This is a genomic window from Gilliamella sp. B2889 (genome assembly GCF_026536885.1).
GTDB classification, from domain to species: domain Bacteria; phylum Pseudomonadota; class Gammaproteobacteria; order Enterobacterales; family Orbaceae; genus Gilliamella; species Gilliamella apicola_E.
The window spans coordinates 91,295-114,068 of record NZ_JAFNNF010000005.1; the positions used below are offsets into that span (position 1 = coordinate 91,295).

General features: G+C 35.7%; 17 protein-coding genes and 1 pseudogene. 11 read left to right on the plus strand and 7 right to left on the minus strand.

Annotated elements, in window-relative coordinates:
* Positions 1-183 precede the first annotated feature (183 nt).
* The 4 genes from J3U09_RS08710 (at position 184) to J3U09_RS08725 (ending at position 4,815) form a co-directional block, all read left to right on the plus strand.
* Positions 184-741 (plus strand): JAB domain-containing protein, encoded by a 558-nt coding sequence (locus J3U09_RS08710; RefSeq protein ID WP_267357911.1) that lies wholly within the window; start codon positions 184-186, stop codon positions 739-741.
* A 170-nt stretch (positions 742-911) separates the two neighbouring features.
* A complete protein-coding gene (locus J3U09_RS08715; RefSeq protein WP_267357912.1) occupies positions 912-2,639 on the plus strand; it encodes a hypothetical protein in 1,728 nt (575 codons plus the stop codon).
* Positions 2,636-4,351 carry a hypothetical protein gene (locus J3U09_RS08720; RefSeq protein ID WP_267357913.1) on the plus strand — a complete coding sequence of 572 codons (1,716 nt, stop codon included), beginning with the start codon at positions 2,636-2,638 and terminating at the stop codon, positions 4,349-4,351. The genes J3U09_RS08715 and J3U09_RS08720 overlap by 4 nt, the downstream gene beginning before the upstream one ends.
* A gap of 2 nt (positions 4,352-4,353) precedes the next feature.
* Positions 4,354-4,815, plus strand: a complete 462-nt coding sequence (locus J3U09_RS08725) for a hypothetical protein (protein ID WP_267357914.1) — start codon at positions 4,354-4,356, stop codon at positions 4,813-4,815.
* A gap of 535 nt (positions 4,816-5,350) precedes the next feature.
* Here the strand turns inward: J3U09_RS08725 and J3U09_RS08730 are convergent.
* Positions 5,351-6,172 carry a hypothetical protein gene (locus J3U09_RS08730; protein ID WP_267357915.1) on the minus strand — a complete coding sequence of 274 codons (822 nt, stop codon included), beginning with the start codon at positions 6,170-6,172 and terminating at the stop codon, positions 5,351-5,353.
* A gap of 553 nt (positions 6,173-6,725) precedes the next feature.
* Between J3U09_RS08730 and J3U09_RS08735 the strand changes: the two genes are divergently transcribed.
* Entirely contained in the window at positions 6,726-8,123 is a 1,398-nt protein-coding gene (locus tag J3U09_RS08735; protein WP_267357916.1) for an RtcB family protein, read from the plus strand.
* 314 nt (positions 8,124-8,437) lie between these two features.
* Here the strand turns inward: J3U09_RS08735 and J3U09_RS08740 are convergent.
* A pseudogene (locus tag J3U09_RS08740) lies at positions 8,438-8,923 on the minus strand (gamma-glutamyltransferase); the annotation flags it as partial.
* A gap of 47 nt (positions 8,924-8,970) precedes the next feature.
* Here J3U09_RS08740 and J3U09_RS11000 point away from each other — a divergent pair.
* Entirely contained in the window at positions 8,971-9,084 is a 114-nt protein-coding gene (locus tag J3U09_RS11000; protein ID WP_416380060.1) for a hypothetical protein, read from the plus strand.
* A gap of 174 nt (positions 9,085-9,258) precedes the next feature.
* Here the strand turns inward: J3U09_RS11000 and J3U09_RS08745 are convergent, their stop codons facing one another.
* The 5 genes from J3U09_RS08745 to J3U09_RS08765 all read right to left on the minus strand — a co-directional run bounded on the left by J3U09_RS08745 (position 9,259) and on the right by J3U09_RS08765 (position 15,539).
* Positions 9,259-10,254, minus strand: a complete 996-nt coding sequence (locus J3U09_RS08745; protein WP_065562764.1) for a DNA cytosine methyltransferase — start codon at positions 10,252-10,254, stop codon at positions 9,259-9,261.
* 17 nt (positions 10,255-10,271) lie between these two features.
* Positions 10,272-11,129 carry an NgoPII family restriction endonuclease gene (locus J3U09_RS08750; protein ID WP_065562763.1) on the minus strand — a complete coding sequence of 286 codons (858 nt, stop codon included), beginning with the start codon at positions 11,127-11,129 and terminating at the stop codon, positions 10,272-10,274.
* Between the two features lie 386 nt (positions 11,130-11,515).
* Positions 11,516-13,117 carry a gamma-glutamyltransferase gene (ggt, locus tag J3U09_RS08755; protein WP_416380061.1) on the minus strand — a complete coding sequence of 534 codons (1,602 nt, stop codon included), beginning with the start codon at positions 13,115-13,117 and terminating at the stop codon, positions 11,516-11,518.
* A 265-nt stretch (positions 13,118-13,382) separates the two neighbouring features.
* Positions 13,383-14,249 (minus strand): pyridoxal kinase PdxY, encoded by an 867-nt coding sequence (gene pdxY, locus J3U09_RS08760; protein WP_267357921.1) that lies wholly within the window; start codon positions 14,247-14,249, stop codon positions 13,383-13,385.
* A 12-nt stretch (positions 14,250-14,261) separates the two neighbouring features.
* Entirely contained in the window at positions 14,262-15,539 is a 1,278-nt protein-coding gene (locus J3U09_RS08765) for an MFS transporter (RefSeq protein WP_267357922.1), read from the minus strand.
* Positions 15,540-15,879: 340 nt separating this feature from the next.
* Between J3U09_RS08765 and sat the strand changes: the two genes are divergently transcribed.
* From sat to J3U09_RS08790, 5 genes are all read left to right on the plus strand, one after another.
* Positions 15,880-17,040 carry a sulfate adenylyltransferase gene (gene sat, locus J3U09_RS08770; protein WP_267357923.1) on the plus strand — a complete coding sequence of 387 codons (1,161 nt, stop codon included), beginning with the start codon at positions 15,880-15,882 and terminating at the stop codon, positions 17,038-17,040.
* Positions 17,041-17,085: 45 nt separating this feature from the next.
* Complete coding sequence (locus J3U09_RS08775) at positions 17,086-17,721, plus strand: phosphoadenosine phosphosulfate reductase family protein (protein ID WP_065562758.1); 636 nt, start codon at positions 17,086-17,088, stop codon at positions 17,719-17,721.
* A gap of 139 nt (positions 17,722-17,860) precedes the next feature.
* Positions 17,861-19,648 (plus strand): assimilatory sulfite reductase (NADPH) flavoprotein subunit, encoded by a 1,788-nt coding sequence (locus tag J3U09_RS08780; protein ID WP_267357924.1) that lies wholly within the window; start codon positions 17,861-17,863, stop codon positions 19,646-19,648.
* A gap of 47 nt (positions 19,649-19,695) precedes the next feature.
* Positions 19,696-21,456: an assimilatory sulfite reductase (NADPH) hemoprotein subunit gene (cysI, locus tag J3U09_RS08785; protein WP_267357926.1), complete on the plus strand. Its 1,761-nt coding sequence runs from the start codon at positions 19,696-19,698 to the stop codon at positions 21,454-21,456.
* Between the two features lie 352 nt (positions 21,457-21,808).
* Positions 21,809-22,762: a LysR substrate-binding domain-containing protein gene (locus J3U09_RS08790; RefSeq protein WP_065562756.1), complete on the plus strand. Its 954-nt coding sequence runs from the start codon at positions 21,809-21,811 to the stop codon at positions 22,760-22,762.
* The last annotated feature ends 12 nt before the right edge of the window (positions 22,763-22,774 follow it).

The window sequence follows — 22,774 nt, forward strand, 5'->3', positions numbered from 1 at the left end:
AGACTCCTCAAAAATTTTCACAAACACTATAACCTAAAAAGTAAACTTTTGGAATTGTTTAATTAACAACTGCCCAGCCTAAACAGAATATGCTATATTATTTTTTAACTGATTTTACAAGGTGATACGATGGATATTAAACTGACTAAGCATGACAAACGCTATATTGAAGGCACAGATGATGTGTACAGCATTATGCAACGTGTGTTATTGCGTGATAACCAAATCGACCAAGAGAAAGAACATCTTTGGATGATTGGGATGAATCAAGCTGGTTATATCCTGTATATCGAACTGATTGCGCTTGGCAGTTATAAATCGGTCGACGTTGAACCGATGAATGTATTTCGTGTTGCGGTGATGAAAAACGCCTCACGCGTGATATTAGTTCACAACCATCCATCAGGATCGCTGACGCCGTCGGATGCCGATAAAGATATCACCGATCGCCTCATTCAAGTTGGACGTATTCTAAATATCGATCTAATCGACCACCTAATCATCACCCCAAAATCCTATATCAGCTTCCGCAGTACCAAACTTATGGACGAGTTAGAACAAAGCCTAAAATACGTCCCAACTTATCAAGTGGTTGAACGCATCCGTAAGGAAGAAAAGTTGATTGCTAAAGAGAAGTTGGCGGTTGAAAGGGATAAAACAAAAACAGCTCAACAGAAAGCGAAAGAAATAAAAGTAAAAGCTGAGACTGAAAAGAAAATATTGATTACTGCTTTGTTGTAAAAAGGTGTTTCGGTTGAAGATATTGCTAAGATTTTGGGGATAACGGTGAAGGGGGGAGAGGGTTGTTAGTAAAAACGCTTAAATTTTGTTTAGTAAATATTCAAAATTTTTATTTTTTTGAAGTATTATAATCATTAAGTTATCTATTTTATATGAATAATGGTATCCATATGGATTCAATAAAAAATGAACTTTTACTTGCGCAACAAGATAATTGTTTATTAGTTACAATTGCAGATCTATTGATTAAAAAACTTTCAGATGAGTCAAAACTGATATTAATTATTAAAGATCTACATAGTTCAGGAAAAATCAATATTATTGATGCAATATTAAACTACAATAAAGACAGTTTTACCAATAAACGTCATCAATTATATTGTTTAAATATTTGGTTAGATAATTTATTAATGGAGTTAGATATTGATCTCCTTACATTAATGAAATGCTCACTAATTATTGAACAAACTATGGCTATTCGGCGATTATGTAGTGAAGATCAAAATAAGGCTGAACAATTTTTTAATTTAGTCTTAGCCAATTTGGATGAATTTGGTAGTTTACTCTCAACATCTGTAAGCACATTTGATATAAATACCTTTAATTATCGAATTACTAATTTAATAAATATTATTACAGATCCTAAAATAGATATTTCAATAAAACAGCAACTATTGTTTACATTATCCCAATTATCTTTCATTGGTAATATTGAAGATAAAGATATTAATCAGATTCTAAAAAAAGTAGAACAGATAATTGATCAAAATGATAACAGTTCAATACATGGTAATATTCTTTATTTGCTTGTAATAATAAGTGTTCATTTCCTAAATAAAGAAAAAATAATAACTAATTTAGCGGATAAAATTTGGTTAAAACAAGATGATAATGTAATACAAATAACAGCAGGCCTTATTTTTAATATCAAAAATATTCCCAACTATTTAACCAATAAAATTGTAGATCAGATCATTAAGCTAGATCTTTTAAATTTAGAGAAGTGTCTCACAAGAATTGATCTAAGCATAAAAAAACTTTTTGAATCTAATGTCATCAAAGCATGTTTTTTACTAGAAAATTTGTTAATAAAAGATCGAAATAAATTCTTGTTAACATCTTTTGAATCAACTTTGTATTCAATTTCAGAATCAGAAAAGCTTTCTAATTATCTAATCACAAAATGGTTACTATCATCTGAATATATATTACAAAGAAATTGTTCTGATATTATTAATCATCGGCATAAAGATGATAAAACAATAACTGTCGATACCTTTTTTTTGGATTTGAACAAAAAAAACATTTGTTTATTCCTTGCTCAGAAAGTTTGTGGTTGGTTATTTTTTTCTCCAACATCAATAATCAGTTTTATATTGACATTATTAGACATTGTTCAAAATAAAAAAGAAAAAGATAAAATTATTAACTTGCTTTTTAGCACTGTAGTTCTTAACTATCCAAATACTTTCCAAGATTTCATTGATGAACATAGAAAATCATTTACACCCAAAATAAAAAAAATCACCTCTAATTTAGTAGAAAAATATAAAGATTTTTTAAAAATTAATGAGATTGAAGAAACTATTTCTGAACTTCATCCAAGTTTGCCCCAAAAAGAGAAATACCATAAATATCGATGTGATATAAATGATCAAATAAATGAGAATGTTCGTAAAAACTCATTGTTTGGAGAAGCAATACCAACAGTTATAAATTTGTATGGAAATAATTCTCTTTATTATTGTGGTGGTATAAATGGTGGAAGCAAAGCTCTTCAAAAAACACCTATGCAAAAATATAGCTACTCATCCGAATTACCATTACAAAGTGTTGTTGATAATAGTAGTTTAGAATATCTTTTGTTTACCTTTCGAGTACAGGAATATATCTTATGAAATTAATTATTCGAGAATATTTAAAAACCTTAAACGAAAGAGATGAACTTGATGTTTTAGTCCCAAATCTATTATCTCAAATGGGCTTAACTGTTTTTTCCAAGCCCGGAAGAGGGAATAAACAATATGGCGTTGATGTTGCTGCATACGGTAAAATAGGAAAGGAAAAGCCAAAAGTCTATTTATTTTCCATTAAAGCAGGAAATCTAAGCAATCAGGACTGGAATAGTGGAAATAAAAATGATTTAAGACCCTCCCTAGATCAAATTCGCGAGACTTATATTCGTTGTCATCTCCCTCCTAAATATAAGGATAAACAGATTGAAATTTGTTTATGTTTTGGTGGTGATTTGCAAGAGGATGTTAGGGTTGATGTCACAAGCTACGAAGATAAATATCAAGAAGAAAATATCACTTTTTCTGAATGGAATGGTGAAGTTTTATCTTCATTAATTGAAAAGCACTTCTTAAGAGAGCAATTGCTTCCAAATGAATGTCAAAGCCTTTTGAGAAAGTCTCTAGCAATGATCGATATACCCGAATCTTCCCAACAATATTTTTCTCGTCTAACTCATTTATTAATTAATAAAAAGTTCAAAAATGATGACGAATGTCTAAAAGCAGTCAGGCAGTTATATCTTTGTTTAGGTATTTTAATATCTTGGTCTAAAAGTAAAAATAATCTTGAAAGTGCATGCCTAAGTAGTGAACAGTCTTTACTTATTCTATGGGATAAAATAAAAAAATATTACAATATAAAGAAAAAAAATAAGAAAGTTAGTGGTATTTTAGAGTTATTTCAGTTCTATTGGATGTTAACCTTAAATATCAATAATACTTTTTTAGATACAAAAATTCTTCCTCACGTTAATAAATATTATGGGTTATCAAAAGCAATAAAATCAATTTGCCCAATAGATATAAACCTAAAATTATTTGATATATTAGGAAGATTAGCATTATACGGCTTTTGGAATAGTTTTATATTTACTAAATTATCTTTAGAGGAACGTGATGGTGATTTTGGACAAAGTTTAATTCAAAAACTACATTACTATAAAGATGCAATTATTCTTTTTATCAGCAACAATCAAATATTGTACTCACCATGTTTAGATGAGCAAGCCATTGATATTTCATTAGCGGTGCTTTTTCTTGTAAGTTTGCCTGACACAAAACAATTTATTCACACTTGGTTATCTGGAATGACAAAATCCATTGGATTTCAACTAGGTCAACATCTTATATACCCTTGTATATTTAAAGATTATGAAAAACTCATCAGACACCCTAAAAATATGAGTGATGAATATAGAAAAGAAGCAACAGCTAGCAGTATTTTATATCCCTATATTGCTTTATTTGCTTCTTTATTTGATCTAAAAGACGTATATAAAGATATTCAGGACATCAAAAACTTGATAATACAACATTGTAATTTTCAACTATGGTATCCTGATTCAACATCTGAAGATTTATTTTATACTAATGAAGATCTTCATGGTAGTTCTTTAAGCTCTTTAAACATTAAACAAGATCCTGAGCAATTTTTGGCGGATGTTTTGAATGTTTGCGATAGTGAACCTTATTTTAAAGAGCTTAGTGCTATAAAATATGGAATTAACCCGATAATACTAACCGCTTGTCGGCATTATCGCTTACCTATTCCAATAGATTACTTTAAATTTTTAATCAAAACTGAAACCAATTAAATATGTCCAAGCACAAAGAGCTTATTGATGTAATACGAGGAATAACGAGTAGCTTTAATAGCCGGAATAATGACTTTCAAGGTTACTGGGCTTTAGGTATATTGTATCAATTTGCAAAAACAAACCATATTTTCTCATTAAAGTTCGATTTACTAAATCAGGTTGTTAAACCAGACACGGCATATTTTCAACCAATCGTATCTAAATATAATTCTAAACTTTACCGCTTATTGAATGCTAAAGATATCAATTCGCAATGCTTGAAAAGCGCGATCATTACAATCGATTTTGACCATTACACTAAACATCACGATCACATCAAATATCCAGTTGGTGCACCCTATGTTATGATTGGCGAACTCATTGATAATCGTGGAAAAATATTTAAATCAACAATATATGGAAAATGCCAACCTCATGATCCAACTAAAGAACAACAAAGTAGTCGAATTAATAAACATTAGACTAAACTTTTGCCCTTACACCCCACGCGCAGTGGAACGGGGAGCCGGAGGGTTTCGTTGGAAACCTTCGTTCGCCTGAACACCTGAACTTCAATATTGCACGGCGGCTTTCAAGGCGAACCCCATTGCAATAACCTAAAGGGAGGATCTGTAAGAATCTTATTGAAGAGAAAACTAATGCAATTACGACGCTTAGTAAGTTTGGCAATTTAAAGTTGATAGTAGTAAAGATTAAATAAAAATCGAGGATTTCATTAATCACATTAGCATCTTTTCGACATTCGACATGTGCCGTTGCTTTGATTTGATCTTTAATGGTAAATCTGTTTCTCGTCGCTGTTGGGTTTATCATTCAAAACACAATGTGAACAGGAGCAGAAACTATCTGCTTTGACCAGTTATTGTAAAATAGAGCTTTTTGCAGTTTCGAGAACGAAAAAACAGAAGAGTAATGATGCCGACAGGCTGAAAAAATATTTGGTGGGCTGAGTTGGGATGAGGTTAACAGCCCCTAGAGCAAATTAGAGATCATGCATTAAAGACCAAATAATTGCTTCACCATTTGTTGATTGTATTTATCCTGACCACGCCAATAAGTGGCATATACCCAATCGTGTTTTCCCCTTGTTGGGCGTTCATAAGAAGCGGGTTGTAAAATCCCCACACAAGCCAAAATTTCAATAACGGTGTTACGTTCATCCTGATTGGATTTAAAGTTAGGTACATCCGTCAGTTTATCACTCAGTGAACCCGGGTAATCATCTTGCTGACAGGATGCAATAATGGCTAATATCCCTTTTAAAATAGCTATATCATCTTTGGTCGGTTCAGAGATTGTCTGTTTAGTGAATTGCATGAGATCAAAGTAGGTATAAAGTAAATCACCATGACGCACTCCCCCCCACTTTATTCGTTCAAAGTTTAAGATATTTAAATCTGCTTTGACGTAGTTTTCATTACCTATCATGCCATATTTGAGATCTCGGCAGACCTGACACGTATAGGATGAATGACTCATTTGGCCATCTTGATAAGATTGACCAGACACGACTGGCGTATATTGATGCGCTGTCATTAATTTGGCGATAAAGTATGATGCAATACCTGAGCGCCAATCAAGTCGTCGCGTTGATAAGCTGCTCAAAAATGCTTTGGCAACGTGTTCAAGTGTGATTGTGGAGACGATGTTTATGATTTTATTGACACAATCATCGTGTGATATGGTAATGGGATCAAACATTAATCCTTTTTCTTTCGCATACGCGAAGTCGTTCGGCTCTGTTTTTATCTCCTTTCTTTCCTTCCAGCCATTTTTCCAATAGGTTTGAAACAAAATCTTTTTTGCTTTTTTGTCCATTTAATCACCGTATTTGTCTATTTTACTTTGAATTAGCACGAGTGAGCCCTCTAGCCATTGAGTTTAACTCATTGCGATAAATGATCAGATTCAGCAGTGATTTGATGTTTTTTTACTGCAATTAGCTTCGAACCGTCATTCAAAGTCACGTGCTAATCTTTAGCAAGCAAATAGTGTGTTAACACTTGCCTAAGCCCAAAGCCAAGTTTCAGAAGCATAGGAAAACCTTCCCAATATTTGGATTGAAAAATACAAATCATCACCCAAAATGATCTGCTACTTTTGAATATCAATCTGCCAAGGTTGACCATCAATAACACCTTTTAACATTTAAATAAACTTCATCAATTTATCGGTGAGTTTGCTATTTTAAAGCAAATGAGCGAGTCATAAAAATAAATTTATCAGGCTTACTATATCAATTTTGTCCTTTACAAATAAATAATCAGCGTATAGAATTCATCCGCTTTCCTGAATAGTGCTGCTGCAGGAAAACAGTAATTATCTTCTCAATTTGAGGAGACGCTTTTTTATTGTTTTCTAGGTGGCTATTATGTCTACATTTTCCCGTTTACAAAAACGTTTGTCCCGTCTTGGGATTGAAAGTCATTTTAATAATGATATTTATACTTTAAATAAAGAAAATACTTCTGCTCAGATTTTGTTACCGAGTCCATTGCCTTTAGAGCAAAAAGCAGTAGAGCAGCTTCTGAACTTTGCATCAGTGAACGTCCCTAATAGTGTAGGGAAAGTTTGCATGGCTCGTGCTACACCTGATTTTCATCCGGGTGCGGTTGCGCCTGTTGGTAGTATTGTTGCAACTACACAGGATTTAGTTATTCCGGCAGCAATTGGTACCGATATTAATTGCGGTATGCGGCTTTTTACCACGGGTTTAAGCTTTGATCAGGTGTGTGAACAAAAATCGACAATTATTGCACAATTAAAACGTGTGTTATTGCAAGATGAGCGTGATGTACCTGTTACGCCGCAATCTTTTGAAGCATTATTCGATCAAGGTCTTTCAGCATGGTTATCGGCGTTACCGCAGCAAGGTTTGTGGAATTCCGTTAATTATGAACGGTTACACGCAGAGCTTAATAAAATATCGGGTAATCACTTAATTAAGGCAGATAGTCAGTATGCGCCTGAAGCCTTTTTTGAAAAGCGCGATATTATTCGCCCAGCGAGTTTAGGTACAGTCGGATCTGGCAACCATTTTGTCGAGTTACAAATTGTTGATGATATTATCGATCGGCATTTAGCTTATCAATTAGGTCTTGAAAAAAATAGTATCGTCGTCATGATTCACACCGGATCGCGTGATGTTGGTTTTTACATTGGTCAGCGTTGGCAAGATAGAGCAAAAGCTTTATGGCCGACTAATGAAAAACAACCAAAATCAGGATTGTTTGGTTTAACAGATAGCCATGCACAAGCCTATTTACACGCTATGGGCGTTGCCGCGCGTTATGCTTGGATTAATCGAATTGTGATTACCGAATTGATACGTAAATCGCTTTCAACTATTTTTCATCAAGATGATAGTCAACTCGTGGTCGACATTTCGCACAATATCATTTTGCCTGAACAAGAGATGAATATTCATCGTAAAGGAGCGACGCCGGCTTATGCTGGTCAGATAGCTTTAATCCCAGGTTCGATGGGTGATCACTCTTATGTGGCAGTAGGAAAAGGTAATGCTGATTGGTTATGGTCTTGCTCACACGGTGCAGGTCGAGCAGAAAGACGACAAGCAATGCGTAGCAAAAAAGTCGAATATGATAAGGTTAATTTGCCATGGCAATGTATTACCTTAAAAGAAGAACGGCTACGTGAAGAGGCCCCTACCGCCTATAAACCGATCACACCTGTAATTGAAGCACAACAAAACGCCGGTTTGATTCAAACAGTGGTTAAACTTAAACCGTGGATTACGTTTAAGGTGTAATTTTTATACAACAACCGCATTGATTTGGCTTGATGCGGTTTTAAAAAATACTTTGTTTGCACAAGCGTCGGCTAAATCAGCAAAAATACTCACAACAACTTGTTTATAGCAAATAATATCAAGCCAATAGTTATTGCTTATTAAAATTAAATTCTGTAAAAATTATTGAGGAGTCTATACCGTTATCCGGTTTAAGGTTTCCAACATTTAACGGTGGAAACCTTAACAAGATTATATAATTATTTAGTTTAAAAGGGATTTTTCTGCATTGAGAAACTTTATTTAACCGCTATCAATTCATTACCCAAATAGTATCAATACCCAGCCGCTAAACCATCCCCTCTCGGGTCGGTTGCGCCCATTAGTAGATGATGATTAGTATCGATAAGAATGGCACCGGCATGACCCATGGTATCGGTGTAATCATCAACAATTTGCACATCATGCCCACGTAATTTGAGGGAATGAATTACATCGTTAGGTATGCGCCCTTCAACTTTAAGATTATTGGAAGATACACCCCATGTGCGGCCATGTAACCATCTTGGTGCATTAATGGCATCTTGTGGTGTCATGCCAAAATCAACAATTCGTGTCACAATTGCCGCTTGCGTTTGTGGTTGTCCTTCTCCGCCCATGGTGCCATAAATCAGATAAGGTTTATTATCTTTTAAAAGCATGGCTGGATTTAACGTATGAAAGGTGCGTTTATTTGGCTCTAAACGATTAATATGGTTAGGATCTAACGAGAAAAAACTACCACGATTTTGCAATAAAATCCCAGTATCATCCTCCACTATCCGAAGCGGATAAAGATATTACTGATCGCCTAATTCCAGTCGGTCGTATTTTAAACATCGACCTAATCGACCACCTAATCATCACTCCTAAACCCTATATTAGCTTTCGCAGTACTAATCTTATGGGCAAGTTAGAGCAAAGTCTGAAAAGAAAATATTGATTAATGCATTGTTGGAAAAGGAGTTTCGGTTGATGAATTTGCTAAGATTTGGGGATAACGGTGAAGGCAGTGGAGAGGATTACATAAATAAATTAATTTTTGATAAAGATTCTTATTTTCTGTGTTATTTCGAATTGTTACTAAAAGAACACAGAATTTAAGAAAAATTTTTATTTACCGTAAAAATACTTTAATTTGATTAGCTACAGCTTCTGCTAACTTTACTGGTACAGCATTTCCAATCATTTTATACGCATCGGCAAGTGAGTTATAATAAAATTTAAAATCATCAGGAAAAGTTTGAATTCTTGCACACTCCCTAACTGACAATCGTCGATATAATTTTTCCTTACCTTCAACAAATTGAAATTTATCTTTACCGACATTAATCATAATCGGGGCTTGAGGATGGATAGGCGCATGCCGAGCTCCAGCTTGAATAGTAAAACTCTGCTGATCCCATGTCCTTACTCTGTTACGAGACATAAAGATTGTTGAAAAATCACCCGTAAAATATTCATGATTTAGTATAGATAATTTATCCCCATGAGATTTATTTTTTTCTAATGCGGGAACAGCAGAATTTTGTAAATCAAAAATAGAATCTTTCAATGATACTTTTGTTTTTAAAGGTGTTGGAAATTCAAATTTAACTTCAAGATCTTTCCTAAAACCAACATAAAATACACGTTTTCGGTCTTGTGGAACACCGTAATCACTGGCATTTAATGTTTGAATAGAAACATCATAACCTAATCCTGCTTGATCAAATAAATAAATTATATTTTGAACGGCTTCTAAATGTCTTTTTGACATCATCCCAGAAACATTTTCAGCAACAAAAAATTTAGGTTGTAAATCCTCTAAAAGTCGAATAAATTCAAAAAATAATTTTCCTCTTTCGTCTCTAATTCCCCTTAGTGCACCAGCTTCAGACCAACTTTGACATGGTGGACCGCCAATGATTCCATCAATTTTATTTGTATTTTTTAAAAAAATATCTGAGTTTATATTTCGAATGTCACCTTTAATTAATGGTGTAGAGTGATTTTTTTCATAAGTTTCCCAAATAGATTTATCATATTCGTTAGCAACAACTATTTGAAAACCTGCATTTTTGAAACCTAAATCAAGTCCGCCGGCTCCCGAAAATAAAGAAATAATATTCATATATACGACTCTTTTGGCTATAAGAAAAAGGTGATTAGTTTAGCATCTTTAAGTTTTGCTGGATTATCTGGACATTTAATCTTTACGTCTTTTATCACTAGATTTTCTAATTCTTTTTCATTTTTTTCTAATTCATTGCGATCTTCATCACTAAATGTTAAATATTTTTCAATATTAATTAGTGCCATCATGTTGAAAGAAGCACTTTTTTGAGATTCATAAATATAATTAAATACCTTAATAGGGTTATCAATATGCCACATACCACGAATTCTTAAATTTGTAATTCCTAAAGGGTCGACTTTATTTACTCTACCTAATTCTTTTGTTTCAGAAAATTCAACGCCCTCTATGGTTAGAATTCCTTGTTTAATTTTTAATTTAATTCTTTCGTAAATATCTAAACTGGCCGCATAATCTACGCCATAAACAAAGCATAAGGAATGAAGTAAATTCTGATTATTTATCTGACCTATTGCATAAATCATATCTTTTTCAATCCAATCCTCACAAGAAACACAAGATTTGACAAGCATTGGACTATTTGAAAATAATTTCGCTTTTGGATAAGACGAATTCAAAGCAATAGCAGCATTTGTAGTTTCAATTTTTTTAATTTCGATCGCATCACCAGCATATATCATGGCGTCAGGCGGATTATTTTGATTCCCTAGATAACTAAACAATTCATTTCGCCTTCTAATACGTAGTTGTTCATCTATTTCACCAACAGTTCCACAAAAGAGATCAATAATAAATTCTTCAAGTCCTTTACCTTGATTATTTATTCTATTTCTTCCACTATTCATTTGCAGTATTTGAGATACTGGCGATTTTACTAAGTATAAAATAGCTTTTATTAAATTGGTTTCCATTCAAAAACTCTCATATTAAATGATAATATTGTACTAGAATCATGCTCGACAATTAATAATAAAACTTCTTATTACAGATTCCTAATATTTGTAAGATTAATTTATTAGCATTATAAAACTGATTAAGTATAAATCAGACAAAGAGATTAATAAATAAAGCAAAAAACTCACAACAACTTGTTTATAGCAAACAATACCAAGCCAATAGTTATTGTTTATTAAAATTTGTAAAAAATATTGAGGAGTCTATACCGTTATCTCGTTTAAGGCTTCTAACATTTAACGGTGGAAACCTTAACAAGATTATATAATGTCATAGTTTAAAAGGGATTTTTCTGCATTGAGCAACTTTATTCAACCGCTATCAATTCATTACCCAAATAGTATCAATACCCAGCCGCTAAACCATCCCCTCTCGGGTCGGTTGCGCCCATTAGTAGATGATGATTGGTATCGATAAGAATGGCACCGGCATGACCCATGGTATCGGTGTAATCATCAACAATTTGCACATCATGCCCACGTAATTTGAGGGAATGAATTACATCGTTAGGTATGCGCCCTTCCACTTTAAGATTATTGGAAGATGCACCCCATGTGCGGCCATGTAACCACCTTGGTGCATTAATGGCATCTTGAGGTGTCATATCAAAATCAACAATTCGTGTCACAATTGCCGCTTGCGTTTGGGGTTGTCCTTCTCCGCCCATGGTACCGTAAACCAGATAAGGTTTATTGTCTTTTAAAAGCATGGCTGGATTTAACGTATGAAAGGTGCGTTTATTTGGCTCTAAACGATTAATATGGTTAGGATCTAACGAGAAAAAACTACCACGATTTTGCAATAAAATTCCTGTATCTTTAGCAACAATGCCGGAACCAAAATCATGGTAAATACTTTGAATAATAGATACCGCATTTCCTTCTGCATCAACAACACCAAACCAAACGGTATCACCTTTAGGATCTAATGGCTTTATTTCTACACGAGCCTTTTGCATATCAATTTGTTTTGCTTGTTGCTGACCATGTTGGGTAGATAATAAGAGATCAAGCGGAATCTGATTAAAATCGGGATCAGTAAGGTATTTATCTCGATCAGCAAATGCTTGTTTTGTTGCTTCAATTATTAAATGGTAATAATCCGCACTGCCTTCCCCCAAGGATTTTATATCAAAATTATTGAGTATATTTAGAATCTCTAACGATGCCATACCTTGTGTATTGGGTGGTAGATTATAGGCGGTATATTCTCGATAATTAACATGGATCGGGGCTACCCATGTAGCACGATGCTTAGCAAAATCATCTAAAGTTAACACACCACCATGGCTTTGCAGATCGTTGACAATATTTTTGGCAATATCACCCTTATAAAATTCCTTAGCGCCTTTATTTGCTATGGTTTTTAATGTGTTAGCTAAATCGGGTTGTTTAAGGATTTCGCCAATTTGGTAAGCTTGCCCATCGTCTTTTAAGAATACTTTTTTAAACTCCGAAAAACGCTGTAACTCCCGAAACTCTTTGTCTTTTGGATCAATATTGATTGTTGTCCAATAATTTAAGCTAGATGAAACCGAAAATCCATTTTCGGCATAATCAATTGCTGATGCAAATAACGTGTTCCACGGTAGTGCATTTTTCATATTTTTAGATGCATATTGGTACGCTTCATCCCAACCGGAAACTACCCCAGGAACGGTATTGGCTGCCAGATAGCCTCGCGACGGAATTTTATGGAAACCTTGATTTTTATAATAGTCTATTGTGGCCAAACTACCAGAACGACCGCTGGCATTTAGCCCTTTTAGTTCTTTGGTTTTAGCGTTGTAGATTAACCAAAAGTTATCGCCACCAATGGTATTCATTTGAGGATAAACAACAGCAAGCGTTGAGGCTACGGCAATGGCTGCATCAACCGCATTGCCTCCTTTATGTAATACATCAATTCCAGCTTGAGTCGCTAAATAATTGGGGGACGTTACCATGATATTGGTCGTTATCGGGTTAAGACAACGCGAAGGGGTATCACAGTACTTTCCTGTCTCTGATAGCGGTATATCAGCAGCGCCAGATAAATGACTAATAAGCAATAAACTTAATAATATTGGGTGTCTTTTCCACATTTTAGATGTTCCTCAATTGTTAACAGTAACATTTTGAGGAATGCATATTCTATGCCAATAATAAACTTATTAAATTTTGCAGCTAAAATGATTATGACCAATGGCGATAATACCGATCTGAATTGCCTTATAATGCTAGCGGTGTTCCGCGATACTTCAAATCCGGCTGTTTAATCCAGTGCTGAGCATCGATAATCGCCAGCTCTTGGACATTTTTTTGTTTGGTGATGTCGAGAACGTGATTGGCGGCATTCGCAGCGAGTTCAAAGGCGGTTAATTGGGATTTCCCATTAACTAAATGGGCAGTAAACAGACTACAAATTAAATCGCCCACGCCCAATGGACGGTGTGGAAAATCATATAATGGTCGAGCCAGATGATAGCTTTGTGATGGTGTGGCTAAAATCATTTCAAATAATTCCGTCGTTTTACCGGCATGTAGCAGATTTTTAACCAATATGGCTTGAATCGGCTTATTTTGCAGTGTTTTTATGGCGTTAAGCACATCGTTAAAGGTTTTGATTTCCAGATTCGATAATATCTGTAATTCTAATAAATTTGGCGTGATATAGTCAGCGTATTTGATTGCTTGCTTAGTGAAGAAATCAATAATATTTTGTGGCAGAGAGCTGCCTTTATTGATGTCGCCCCCCATAACCGGATCGCAAACATAAATTGCATTAGGATTATAAAATTTAATCTTTTTTACGGCTTCAAGGATTTCTTCACCTTGTTCGGCAAGTCCAATATAGCCCGAAATAATGGCGTCAATGGATGACAATACGCCAATTTTTTCTAAACTATTGACGATTCGAGTGATTTGCTGAGCGCCCAGCACAATGCCGTCATAATGTGGATAAACCGTATTACTCGATAACTGAACGGTGTGTATTGGCATCACTTCGACACCTTGTAATTGCATCGCTAGCGTCGCCACTTTATTACCGGCATAACCATAAACAACATTGGACTGAATTGATAAAACGGTTTTCATATATTGACCTTATTATTCATCATAATAACGATATTTGCTTAACAAGTAGATGCAGATAATGGATATCAGTGCTAAACCGCAATAAAACAAGGCTAAGGGTAACCAAAAACTTTTGAAGGTATAAATAACATAACCACCTATCATTGGAATTAAGCTACCAAAAATAGCCGCACATCCTTGATAACTCATTGATAACCCAGTATAGCGCATTCTGGCAGGGAAAATACGGCTCAAATACCCAGCTATCACACCATAAAAGCCGCTGTAGCAAATCACATTTAGCGAAATCCCAATAATAAAACTGGTTTTTGTGCCTGAATTTATAATCGGGAATAACAAGAATACCGATGCCATTGCCAACATTGCTGTACAAATCAAAAAGCGTGTTGCCGAGAATTTTTCTGACCAATAAGAGATAAACGGTTGAGCAACAAAATGGACAATAGCGATCCAAAACAGTGCATCAACTATCACTGATTTTTCGACACCAAGCACCAAAGTAGTATAACCAATCATTAAGGTATTGGAAAAGATACCGCTAAATGACAGCACATTAGCACCAATCGCTAATATTAATAATGGCAATGCTTTTTTAAATACTTCAATAATCGGTGCTGACTCTTGCTTTAAGTCTGCTTGTTTTTTAGATGCTTCAACAAAAACCGGCGATTCGGTTAACGTCACTCTAGCAATAATGCCAATAATTAACAAAATAGCACTGGCTAAAAAAGGAATACGCCAATAACCACTATCAATCAGTTCATTAACAGGTAAACGAATAATATAAGAAAAAACCAGTAATGCTAAAATATTGCCTGCTGGGCTTCCCCACTGAGCAAAGGATGAAAAGAAGTTTTTCAACCCTTTCGGCGCATGTTCATTCGTCATCAACACGGCACCACCCCACTCACCACCAACGGCAACACCTTGTAAAATTCGCAATGCAACCAATAACGTTGGTGCCAAAATACCTGCTTGTTGATAAGACGGTAATAACCCAACAAAAGTGGTCGCCGTCCCCATTAAAAGCAAAGTGATAATAAGTGATTTTTTACGCCCTAAACGGTCACCAATATGCCCAAATAACATAGCACCTAAAGGACGGGATAAAAACCCCACGGCAAAAGCAGCAAAAGATCCTAAAATCTGCACGAATTGATTATCAGCAGGAAAAAATAGCTGACCAAAAATCAATACCGATGCTAACGCATAGATATAAAAATCATACCATTCAATAGTAGTACCAATAAAAGCAGCAAACGCCACTTTTTTTGCAGATGAATTTGACATAAGTAAACCTTGGGTAGAGGAATGTATGACCAATAATGAATAATAAAACTAGCACAAAGCTATCAACATCACAATTCGTTATCTGAAAAGAGATTAAAAATTATATATAGAAATTTAATAATATTTCTATTTTATTAAATACGTTCAACTTGATGTATGCGAATTAATTATAACACTTTAGCTTTGGGCTTCCGATAACTTTTATCTTATTGTAGTGATAACATCTTCCATCAACTTTGAATATGCACAAATCGCATAATGGTATATAAAATTGATATTTCCTTATTTATCGATAATCGCTTTTAATTAGATTTAATAAAAGTATCGGTAAGGAATCATTATGGGATTGATCGCGCCTCATGCTAGTGACAGTTTACAACCTTTACAGGTTAATGACGATGAACGGCTAGCCCTGCAACAATATGCAAAAAATTTACCAGCAATTACCTTATCCAGTCGTGAAACTGGAGATTTAGTAATGTTAGGCATCGGGGGTTTTACACCTCTGTATGGCTTTATGCGAGAAGAGGACTGGCGTAGCGTTTGCGATAATATGCATTTAGCGAACGGGGTTTTTTGGCCAATTCCCATAACCGTATCGGTGACCGATGCTCAAGCTGAAACCCTAAAATTAGGTGATGAAATCGCCTTAAAAACACCAGATGGACAGATAATCGGTATTTTGAATGTGGATAGCATTTATCGTCCAGATAAACAATATGAAGCTAATCAGGTGTTTACAACGACAGATCCAAGCCATCCTGGTGTTGCAATGCTGATGGCTCAACCACCGGTTAATTTAGGTGGTAAAGTCCGAGTTTTGCACGATAATGGCTTTAAAGCACAGTTTGGTCAATATGCTTTAACGCCACAACAGACACGGGAACGCTTTAATCAATTAGGTTGGAAAAAAATAGCGGCCTTTCAAACTCGTAATCCAATGCATCGTTCACACGAATATTTAGTTAAAACCGTGTTAGAACTTTTTGATGGTGTGCTTATCCATTCATTATTTGGTAACTTAAAACCCGGCGATGTACCGGCCAACATTCGTCTTAAAGCAATTAATAGTTTAATTCACAATTACTTTGTGCCAGATTCCGTTATTCATTCCGGTTACCCTTTAGATATGCGCTATGCTGGGCCGAAAGAGGCGTTACTACATGCCCTTTTTAGACAAAATTATGGTTGTAGTCATCTTATCGTCGGCCGCGATCATGCTGGGGTTGGGGATTTTTACTCACCGTTTGCTGCACAAGAGATCTTTAGCCATTTGCAAGACAACGATTTACTCATTAAGCCAATTAAGATTGACTGGACATTTTATTGCCACAAATGTGACGGTATGGCATCAACGAAAACCTGTCCCCACGATAGTGCTGATCGCGTTCTTATTTCAGGTACGGAGGTCAGACGGCGTTTACAAGCCAAAGAGCCGATACCAGAAACATTTAGTCGGCCAGAAGTCGTTGCTGAGTTATATCAATGGGTAAATCAGTAATCAGCTAAATAGTTAATCATCCATAAATCAATAAAGGGAAAAGCCATGCTAGATTTAACTAAAGTTAACCAAAAATTGCAAAATCAGTCACCGTTAACCATTATTGAATGGGCACTGAAAAAACAACAAGATATTCCAGTGAAAAGTATTATCAGTACCCATTTTGGCCCTTATGAGGCAGTACTTTTGCACCTTGTTACCCAAATCGATCCGAATATTAAGGTTGTTTGGGTCGATAACGGTTATGCAACCAATGCAACCTATCGTGTAGCCAATGAAATTACTAAGCAACTTAATCTTAATTTACATATTTTTGTTCCACAAAGGACGACCGCTTATTTAAATGTGCGATATGGCGGGCTACCTGAACTTGATACTCCGGAACACACCGAGTTTACACAAATTGTTAAAATTGAACCGTTTAACCGTGCTTTGTCCACGCTTAAACCCACATTGTGGTTTACTGCACTACGCCGTGAACAATCTGCGCTAAGGCAAGAACTCAATATTGTAACAAAAGCAGGGGACAATTTATTTAAGATCGCCCCAATACTCGATTGGACGAGTCAAGATATGCAGAATTATATCGAAAAACATAATTTACCTAACGAAATGGACTACGTCGATCCAACTAAAGGACCACAAGGTAGAGAGTGCGGTTTACATAAAATAACTTTTTGATCTTTGTAGAATAAACCACATTAGGCTTTACCGACAAAAGGTAAGTGAATCTAAGTTGGTTGGATTTACCATAGCACGTTAAGGTTACGAGCCAATAGCAATTTAACGATAGCTAAACGCTATCAGATAAGGTCATCGTATGAGTACACAACAATTTCCTTTTAATTGTGATGAATTAAAAAAAATTATTGAAAATTACAACGATAAGCAGCTAGCTTGGTTATCGGGTTATTTATGGGGACGGGCGGAAAAAAGTTCCGTCGAACAAGTTTTACCGAGTACCACTCTCCCCTCCAATATGACACAAGCGGAGCAAAAAGTCACAATCATATCGGCATCACAAACCGGTAATGCCCGCCGAGTAGCTAACGAGTTAAGTCAGGATATTGAACGTTTGGGTATTGCGGTGACTCATCTGCCGGCAGGAGAATATAAAGCTAAAAAACTCAGTCAGGAAGAGATATTAATATTGGTGACCTCAACCCAAGGTGAGGGAGAGCCACCGGAAGAAGCGCTGTCACTCTATAAATATCTGTTTGCAGCTAAAGCGCCTAAATTAACTCATTTACAGTTTGCGGTTTTTGGCTTAGGTGACGCTTCTTATCCAAAATTTTGTCAAGCCGCTAAAGACTTTGATCAACGATTCGCTGAATTAGATGCTCAGCGCCTGCTACTACGCGTAGATGCTGATACAGATTTTCAAACCGTAAGTACCTCTTGGCGACAGGCAGTGATTGATAAACTTAGTCAATTACAACTATCAAATACACAATCGCCAACAGAAAATTCTACCAGTATAGCCGTTAACAGTAGCCTTTATCACCGCGATAATCCATTTATTGCCGCAGTTAACGTTAATCAAAAAATCACCTCACGCGATTCAGATCGTGATATTCGTCATATTGAGCTTGACCTGTCCGATTCGGATCTTCATTATCAACCTGGTGATGCGGTAGGTGTTTGGTATCAAAATAGTAATGAACTTGTGGAGGAGATACTAAGTATCACCCAGCTTGCAGGTGAAACGCCAGTTGAACATCATGGACAACAGATCGCTTTAAAAACGGTTCTGACTGAATATGTTGAATTGACTCAAAATACGCCGATCATTATTGAAAAATACGCTCAAGCCGTTCAACATCCCGAACTTCTTACCTTAATTGGCGATCGAGAAGCCTTATTGGAAATGAGTCAAACATTACCACTGGTTGATATGCTTAACCGCTATCGCGGCAAGATAGCGGCACAGGTCTTCGTTGGATTGCTTCGGCCTCTTACTCCGCGTTTCTATTCCATTGCTTCTGCGCAAGATGAAGTTGGCTCAGAAGTTCATCTTACCGTAAATGTAGTACGTTATCAGGTCGACGATAAGATCCGTATGGGCGGCGCATCTGGATTTTTAGCATATCAAATTGCTGATCAAGATCAAGTCAAAATTTTTATAGAGCATAATGATAATTTTCGATTACCTGATGATACTCATGCACCAATCATTATGATTGCTGCCGGTACGGGCATTGCCCCCTTTCGGGCGTTCTTACAACAGCGTGCGAGTGAAGGTGCTACCGGTAAGAATTGGTTATTCTTTGGCAATCCACATTTTATATCCGATTTTCTTTATCAAGTGGAATGGCAGAGCTATGTTAAAGAAGGTCTGTTAACTCGCATCGATCTTGCTTGGTCACGAGATCAAGCTGAGAAAATCTATGTACAAGATAAATTAATTGCTCAAGCCAGTGATATTTGGCAATGGCTACAAGAAGGTGCCTTTATCTATGTTTGTGGGGATGCTAAACGTATGGCAAAAGCGGTTGATTTAGCGCTTCAACAAATTTTGATGACTCAAGCACAATATAGTCAAGAACAAGCTATCAGTTATTTGGATGAATTAAGAAGTCAAAAGCGCTATCAACGAGATGTTTACTAATGATAAACAGATACAACAACTAATATTAATTTATCGAGTGATGTAATATGAGCAAATCTAAAACAGTTACCCTGACTCAAACAGTCAATTTAACACCGCCACAAAATGATGTCTCTGATCTGCCTTTATCGGATTCTGAACGATTTAAGCGAGAAAGTAATTATTTGCGAGGCACTATCGTTGATGATCTTAATAACGGTTTAACGGGTGGCTTTAACAGCGATAATTCTCAGCTAATTCGCTTACATGGCATGTATCAGCAAGATGATCGCGATATTCGTAAAGAACGCACAGAACAAAAACTCGAGCCACTGATCTCCATGATGTTACGTTGCCGCCTGCCCGGTGGTATCATCACCCCAAAACAGTGGCTGACTATCGATAAATTTGCTACTGAAGCAACAAAATATGGCAGTATTCGACTCACGACTCGACAAACTTTCCAATTTCACGGACTGTTTAAACGCAGCCTTAAGTCTGCTCATCAGCTGTTGCATAAGATAGGGCTAGATTCGATTGCCACTGCCGGTGATGTGAATCGTAACGTTTTATGTACTTCAAATCCTGTGGAATCAAAAGTTCATCAACAAGCTTATCATTGGGCAAGTAAAATCTCAGAACATCTTTTACCGAAAACCCGTGCTTACGTTGAAATATGGCTGGATGGTGAAAAGCTTTCTACACCCGATAGTGAGCCAATTTTAAGTTCGACTTATTTACCGCGTAAATTTAAAACTGCCGTTGTCATCCCCCCGATTAATGATGTGGATGTTCATGCTAATGATCTTAGCTTTGTAGCAATAGCAGAAAAAGGCGAACTGATTGGTTTTAATGTATTAGTTGGTGGTGGTTTGGCAATGACGCATGGTGATAAAACAACTTACCCACGCAAAGCCGATGATTTTGGTTTTATTCCTGTCGAAAAAGTACTGACTTTTGCTGAGGCCGTTGTGACCACTCAACGTGATTGGGGTAACCGCAATAATCGAAAAAATGCCAAAACTAAATATACGCTTGAACGTGTTGGCGTGGAAAACTTCAAAAAAGAGGTTGAACTACGTGCCGGAAGTAAATTTCTAAGTAGTAAACCTTATAAATTTAGTCGACGAGGTGATCAATTTGGTTGGTATAAAGGTATTGATGATAACTGGCATTTAACGCTATTTATTGAAAATGGTCGGTTACTTGATTATCCCAATAAACCATTAAAAACCGGCGTTGCAGAAATTGCCAAAATTCATCAAGGTGATCTGCGTATAACCGCCAATCAAAACTTAATTATAGCTAACGTGCCAGAGGAACAAAAAACAGCCATTGAACAAATTGCACGTCAATATGGTTTGCTTGACGATACTGTCACATTACAACGTAAATATTCCATGGCCTGTGTGTCTTTCCCAACTTGCCCACTTGCTATGGCTGAAGCCGAGCGGTTTTTACCGACGTTTGTAACTAAAATAGAACAGATGTTAAGTCAGCATCACTTATCCAATGATTATATTATTTTGCGTGTAACCGGTTGCCCTAACGGTTGCGCCAGAGCCATGTTGGCGGAAGTGGGCATGGTGGGTAAAGCACCTGGTCGCTACAATTTATATCTTGGCGGTAATCGAGAAGGCACACGAATTCCTCGCTTATATAAAGAAAACGTGAATGTAGAGGAGATTTTATTAGCACTCGAACCACTTATTGCCGCATGGTCCATTCATCGCAATAAAGAAGAAGGATTTGGTGATTTTGTTATTCGTCATGAGGTTGTGAAACCGGTACTCAATTCAGCGATCGATTTTTATCAAGAGGCGAATTGAGATAAGTATAAAAGTTGTTGATTGATAATTTTAAACTATTTTTATTGACTGTAGGCATATATAGCCATAATTCATATGGTTATTACTTTATCATATTTGTCTTTTTTATACGTTCTTTTATACTGAAATTACTTATCAAAGTACATAATTTTACTAATAAAATTACGAATAAGCATAATTTATAAATTAGACAAAATGCTTATAACCAGTTTCATCATATTGCTTATGCTTGCTGGCGGTCTGAAATTTTTTAAATAATTCACTTTTTAGTTATTAATTATATACAGCAACTTACACATAAATAATACAACTATATAACGGGAATAAAGTAATTTTTACTAGGAAGATCGTCATGAATATACAACAATTAAGGATTATTCACGAAGCTGCGCGTTGTAATTATAATTTAACCGAAGTCGCAAATTCTTTATACACATCTCAGTCTGGTGTAAGCCGACATATCAAAGAGCTAGAAGAAGAGCTGAATATTGATCTTTTTATTCGTCAAGGTAAGCGCTTGATTAACATGACTGAACCCGGTTTAGAATTGGTGGTTATTGCCGAGCGAATTTTAAATGAAATTAATAATATTAAGCGGTTATCAACCATTTTTTCTAATACTGATGAAGGTTCATTAGTGATAGCCACCACCCACTCTCAGGCCCGTTATATTCTCCCAAATATTATAAAATCTTTTAGAATGCTTTTTCCTAAAGTTCATATCATTATCAATCAGGGATCATCTAGTGAAATTATCTCTCAGCTTCTTTCTGGCGAAGCAGATATTGGTATTGATAATGAAAGAGTGGATAACAGTTCACTTGCTATTTACCCTTTTTATCGTTGGCATTACTCTATAGTTACTCCGAAAGATCACCCTTTGACTAAAGTCGATAAAGTGACGTTAGATATGTTACAAACATTACCTATCATCACTTATCGTCAAGGAATATTTCCTCGTAAAAGTATTGATAAAGCCTTTTCAGCTATCGGATTGACACCCAATATCTCGCTCAATGTTCAGGAGCCTGATGTTATTAAAACTTATGTTGAGTTAGGTTTAGGGATTGGTATTTTAGGTAATAAAATGTACAACCCTGATCATGATATCAATTTAGTTGAATTGGATGCGAAACATCTGTTTGAATCACATGTTACATGGCTAGGATTAAAACGACATAAATTACAACGTAATTATATTTGGCGCTTTATTCAATTATGCAATCAAGAGTTGTCACTCGAAGATATCAAAAGTCATGCATTAATTGAGCAAACTCATTCCAAAATACTTGATTATCAGATTTAATTTATAGGAATC

What these genes read in the sequence shown, in the direction of transcription:
- J3U09_RS08715 (WP_267357912.1), top strand. Translation starts at nt 912, where the DNA reads ATGGATTCAATAAAAAATGAACTTTTACTTGCGCAACAAGATAATTGT.
- J3U09_RS08720 (WP_267357913.1), top strand. Translation starts at nt 2,636, where the DNA reads ATGAAATTAATTATTCGAGAATATTTAAAAACCTTAAACGAAAGAGAT.
- J3U09_RS08725 (WP_267357914.1), top strand. Translation starts at nt 4,354, where the DNA reads ATGTCCAAGCACAAAGAGCTTATTGATGTAATACGAGGAATAACGAGT.
- J3U09_RS08730 (WP_267357915.1), bottom strand. Translation starts at nt 6,172, where the DNA reads ATGGACAAAAAAGCAAAAAAGATTTTGTTTCAAACCTATTGGAAAAAT.
- J3U09_RS08735 (WP_267357916.1), top strand. Translation starts at nt 6,726, where the DNA reads ATGTCTACATTTTCCCGTTTACAAAAACGTTTGTCCCGTCTTGGGATT.
- J3U09_RS08745 (WP_065562764.1), bottom strand. Translation starts at nt 10,254, where the DNA reads ATGAATATTATTTCTTTATTTTCGGGAGCCGGCGGACTTGATTTAGGT.
- J3U09_RS08750 (WP_065562763.1), bottom strand. Translation starts at nt 11,129, where the DNA reads ATGGAAACCAATTTAATAAAAGCTATTTTATACTTAGTAAAATCGCCA.
- ggt (WP_416380061.1), bottom strand. Translation starts at nt 13,117, where the DNA reads ATGGTAACGTCCCCCAATTATTTAGCGACTCAAGCTGGAATTGATGTA.
- pdxY (WP_267357921.1), bottom strand. Translation starts at nt 14,249, where the DNA reads ATGAAAACCGTTTTATCAATTCAGTCCAATGTTGTTTATGGTTATGCC.
- J3U09_RS08765 (WP_267357922.1), bottom strand. Translation starts at nt 15,539, where the DNA reads ATGTCAAATTCATCTGCAAAAAAAGTGGCGTTTGCTGCTTTTATTGGT.
- sat (WP_267357923.1), top strand. Translation starts at nt 15,880, where the DNA reads ATGGGATTGATCGCGCCTCATGCTAGTGACAGTTTACAACCTTTACAG.
- J3U09_RS08775 (WP_065562758.1), top strand. Translation starts at nt 17,086, where the DNA reads ATGCTAGATTTAACTAAAGTTAACCAAAAATTGCAAAATCAGTCACCG.
- J3U09_RS08780 (WP_267357924.1), top strand. Translation starts at nt 17,861, where the DNA reads ATGAGTACACAACAATTTCCTTTTAATTGTGATGAATTAAAAAAAATT.
- cysI (WP_267357926.1), top strand. Translation starts at nt 19,696, where the DNA reads ATGAGCAAATCTAAAACAGTTACCCTGACTCAAACAGTCAATTTAACA.
- J3U09_RS08790 (WP_065562756.1), top strand. Translation starts at nt 21,809, where the DNA reads ATGAATATACAACAATTAAGGATTATTCACGAAGCTGCGCGTTGTAAT.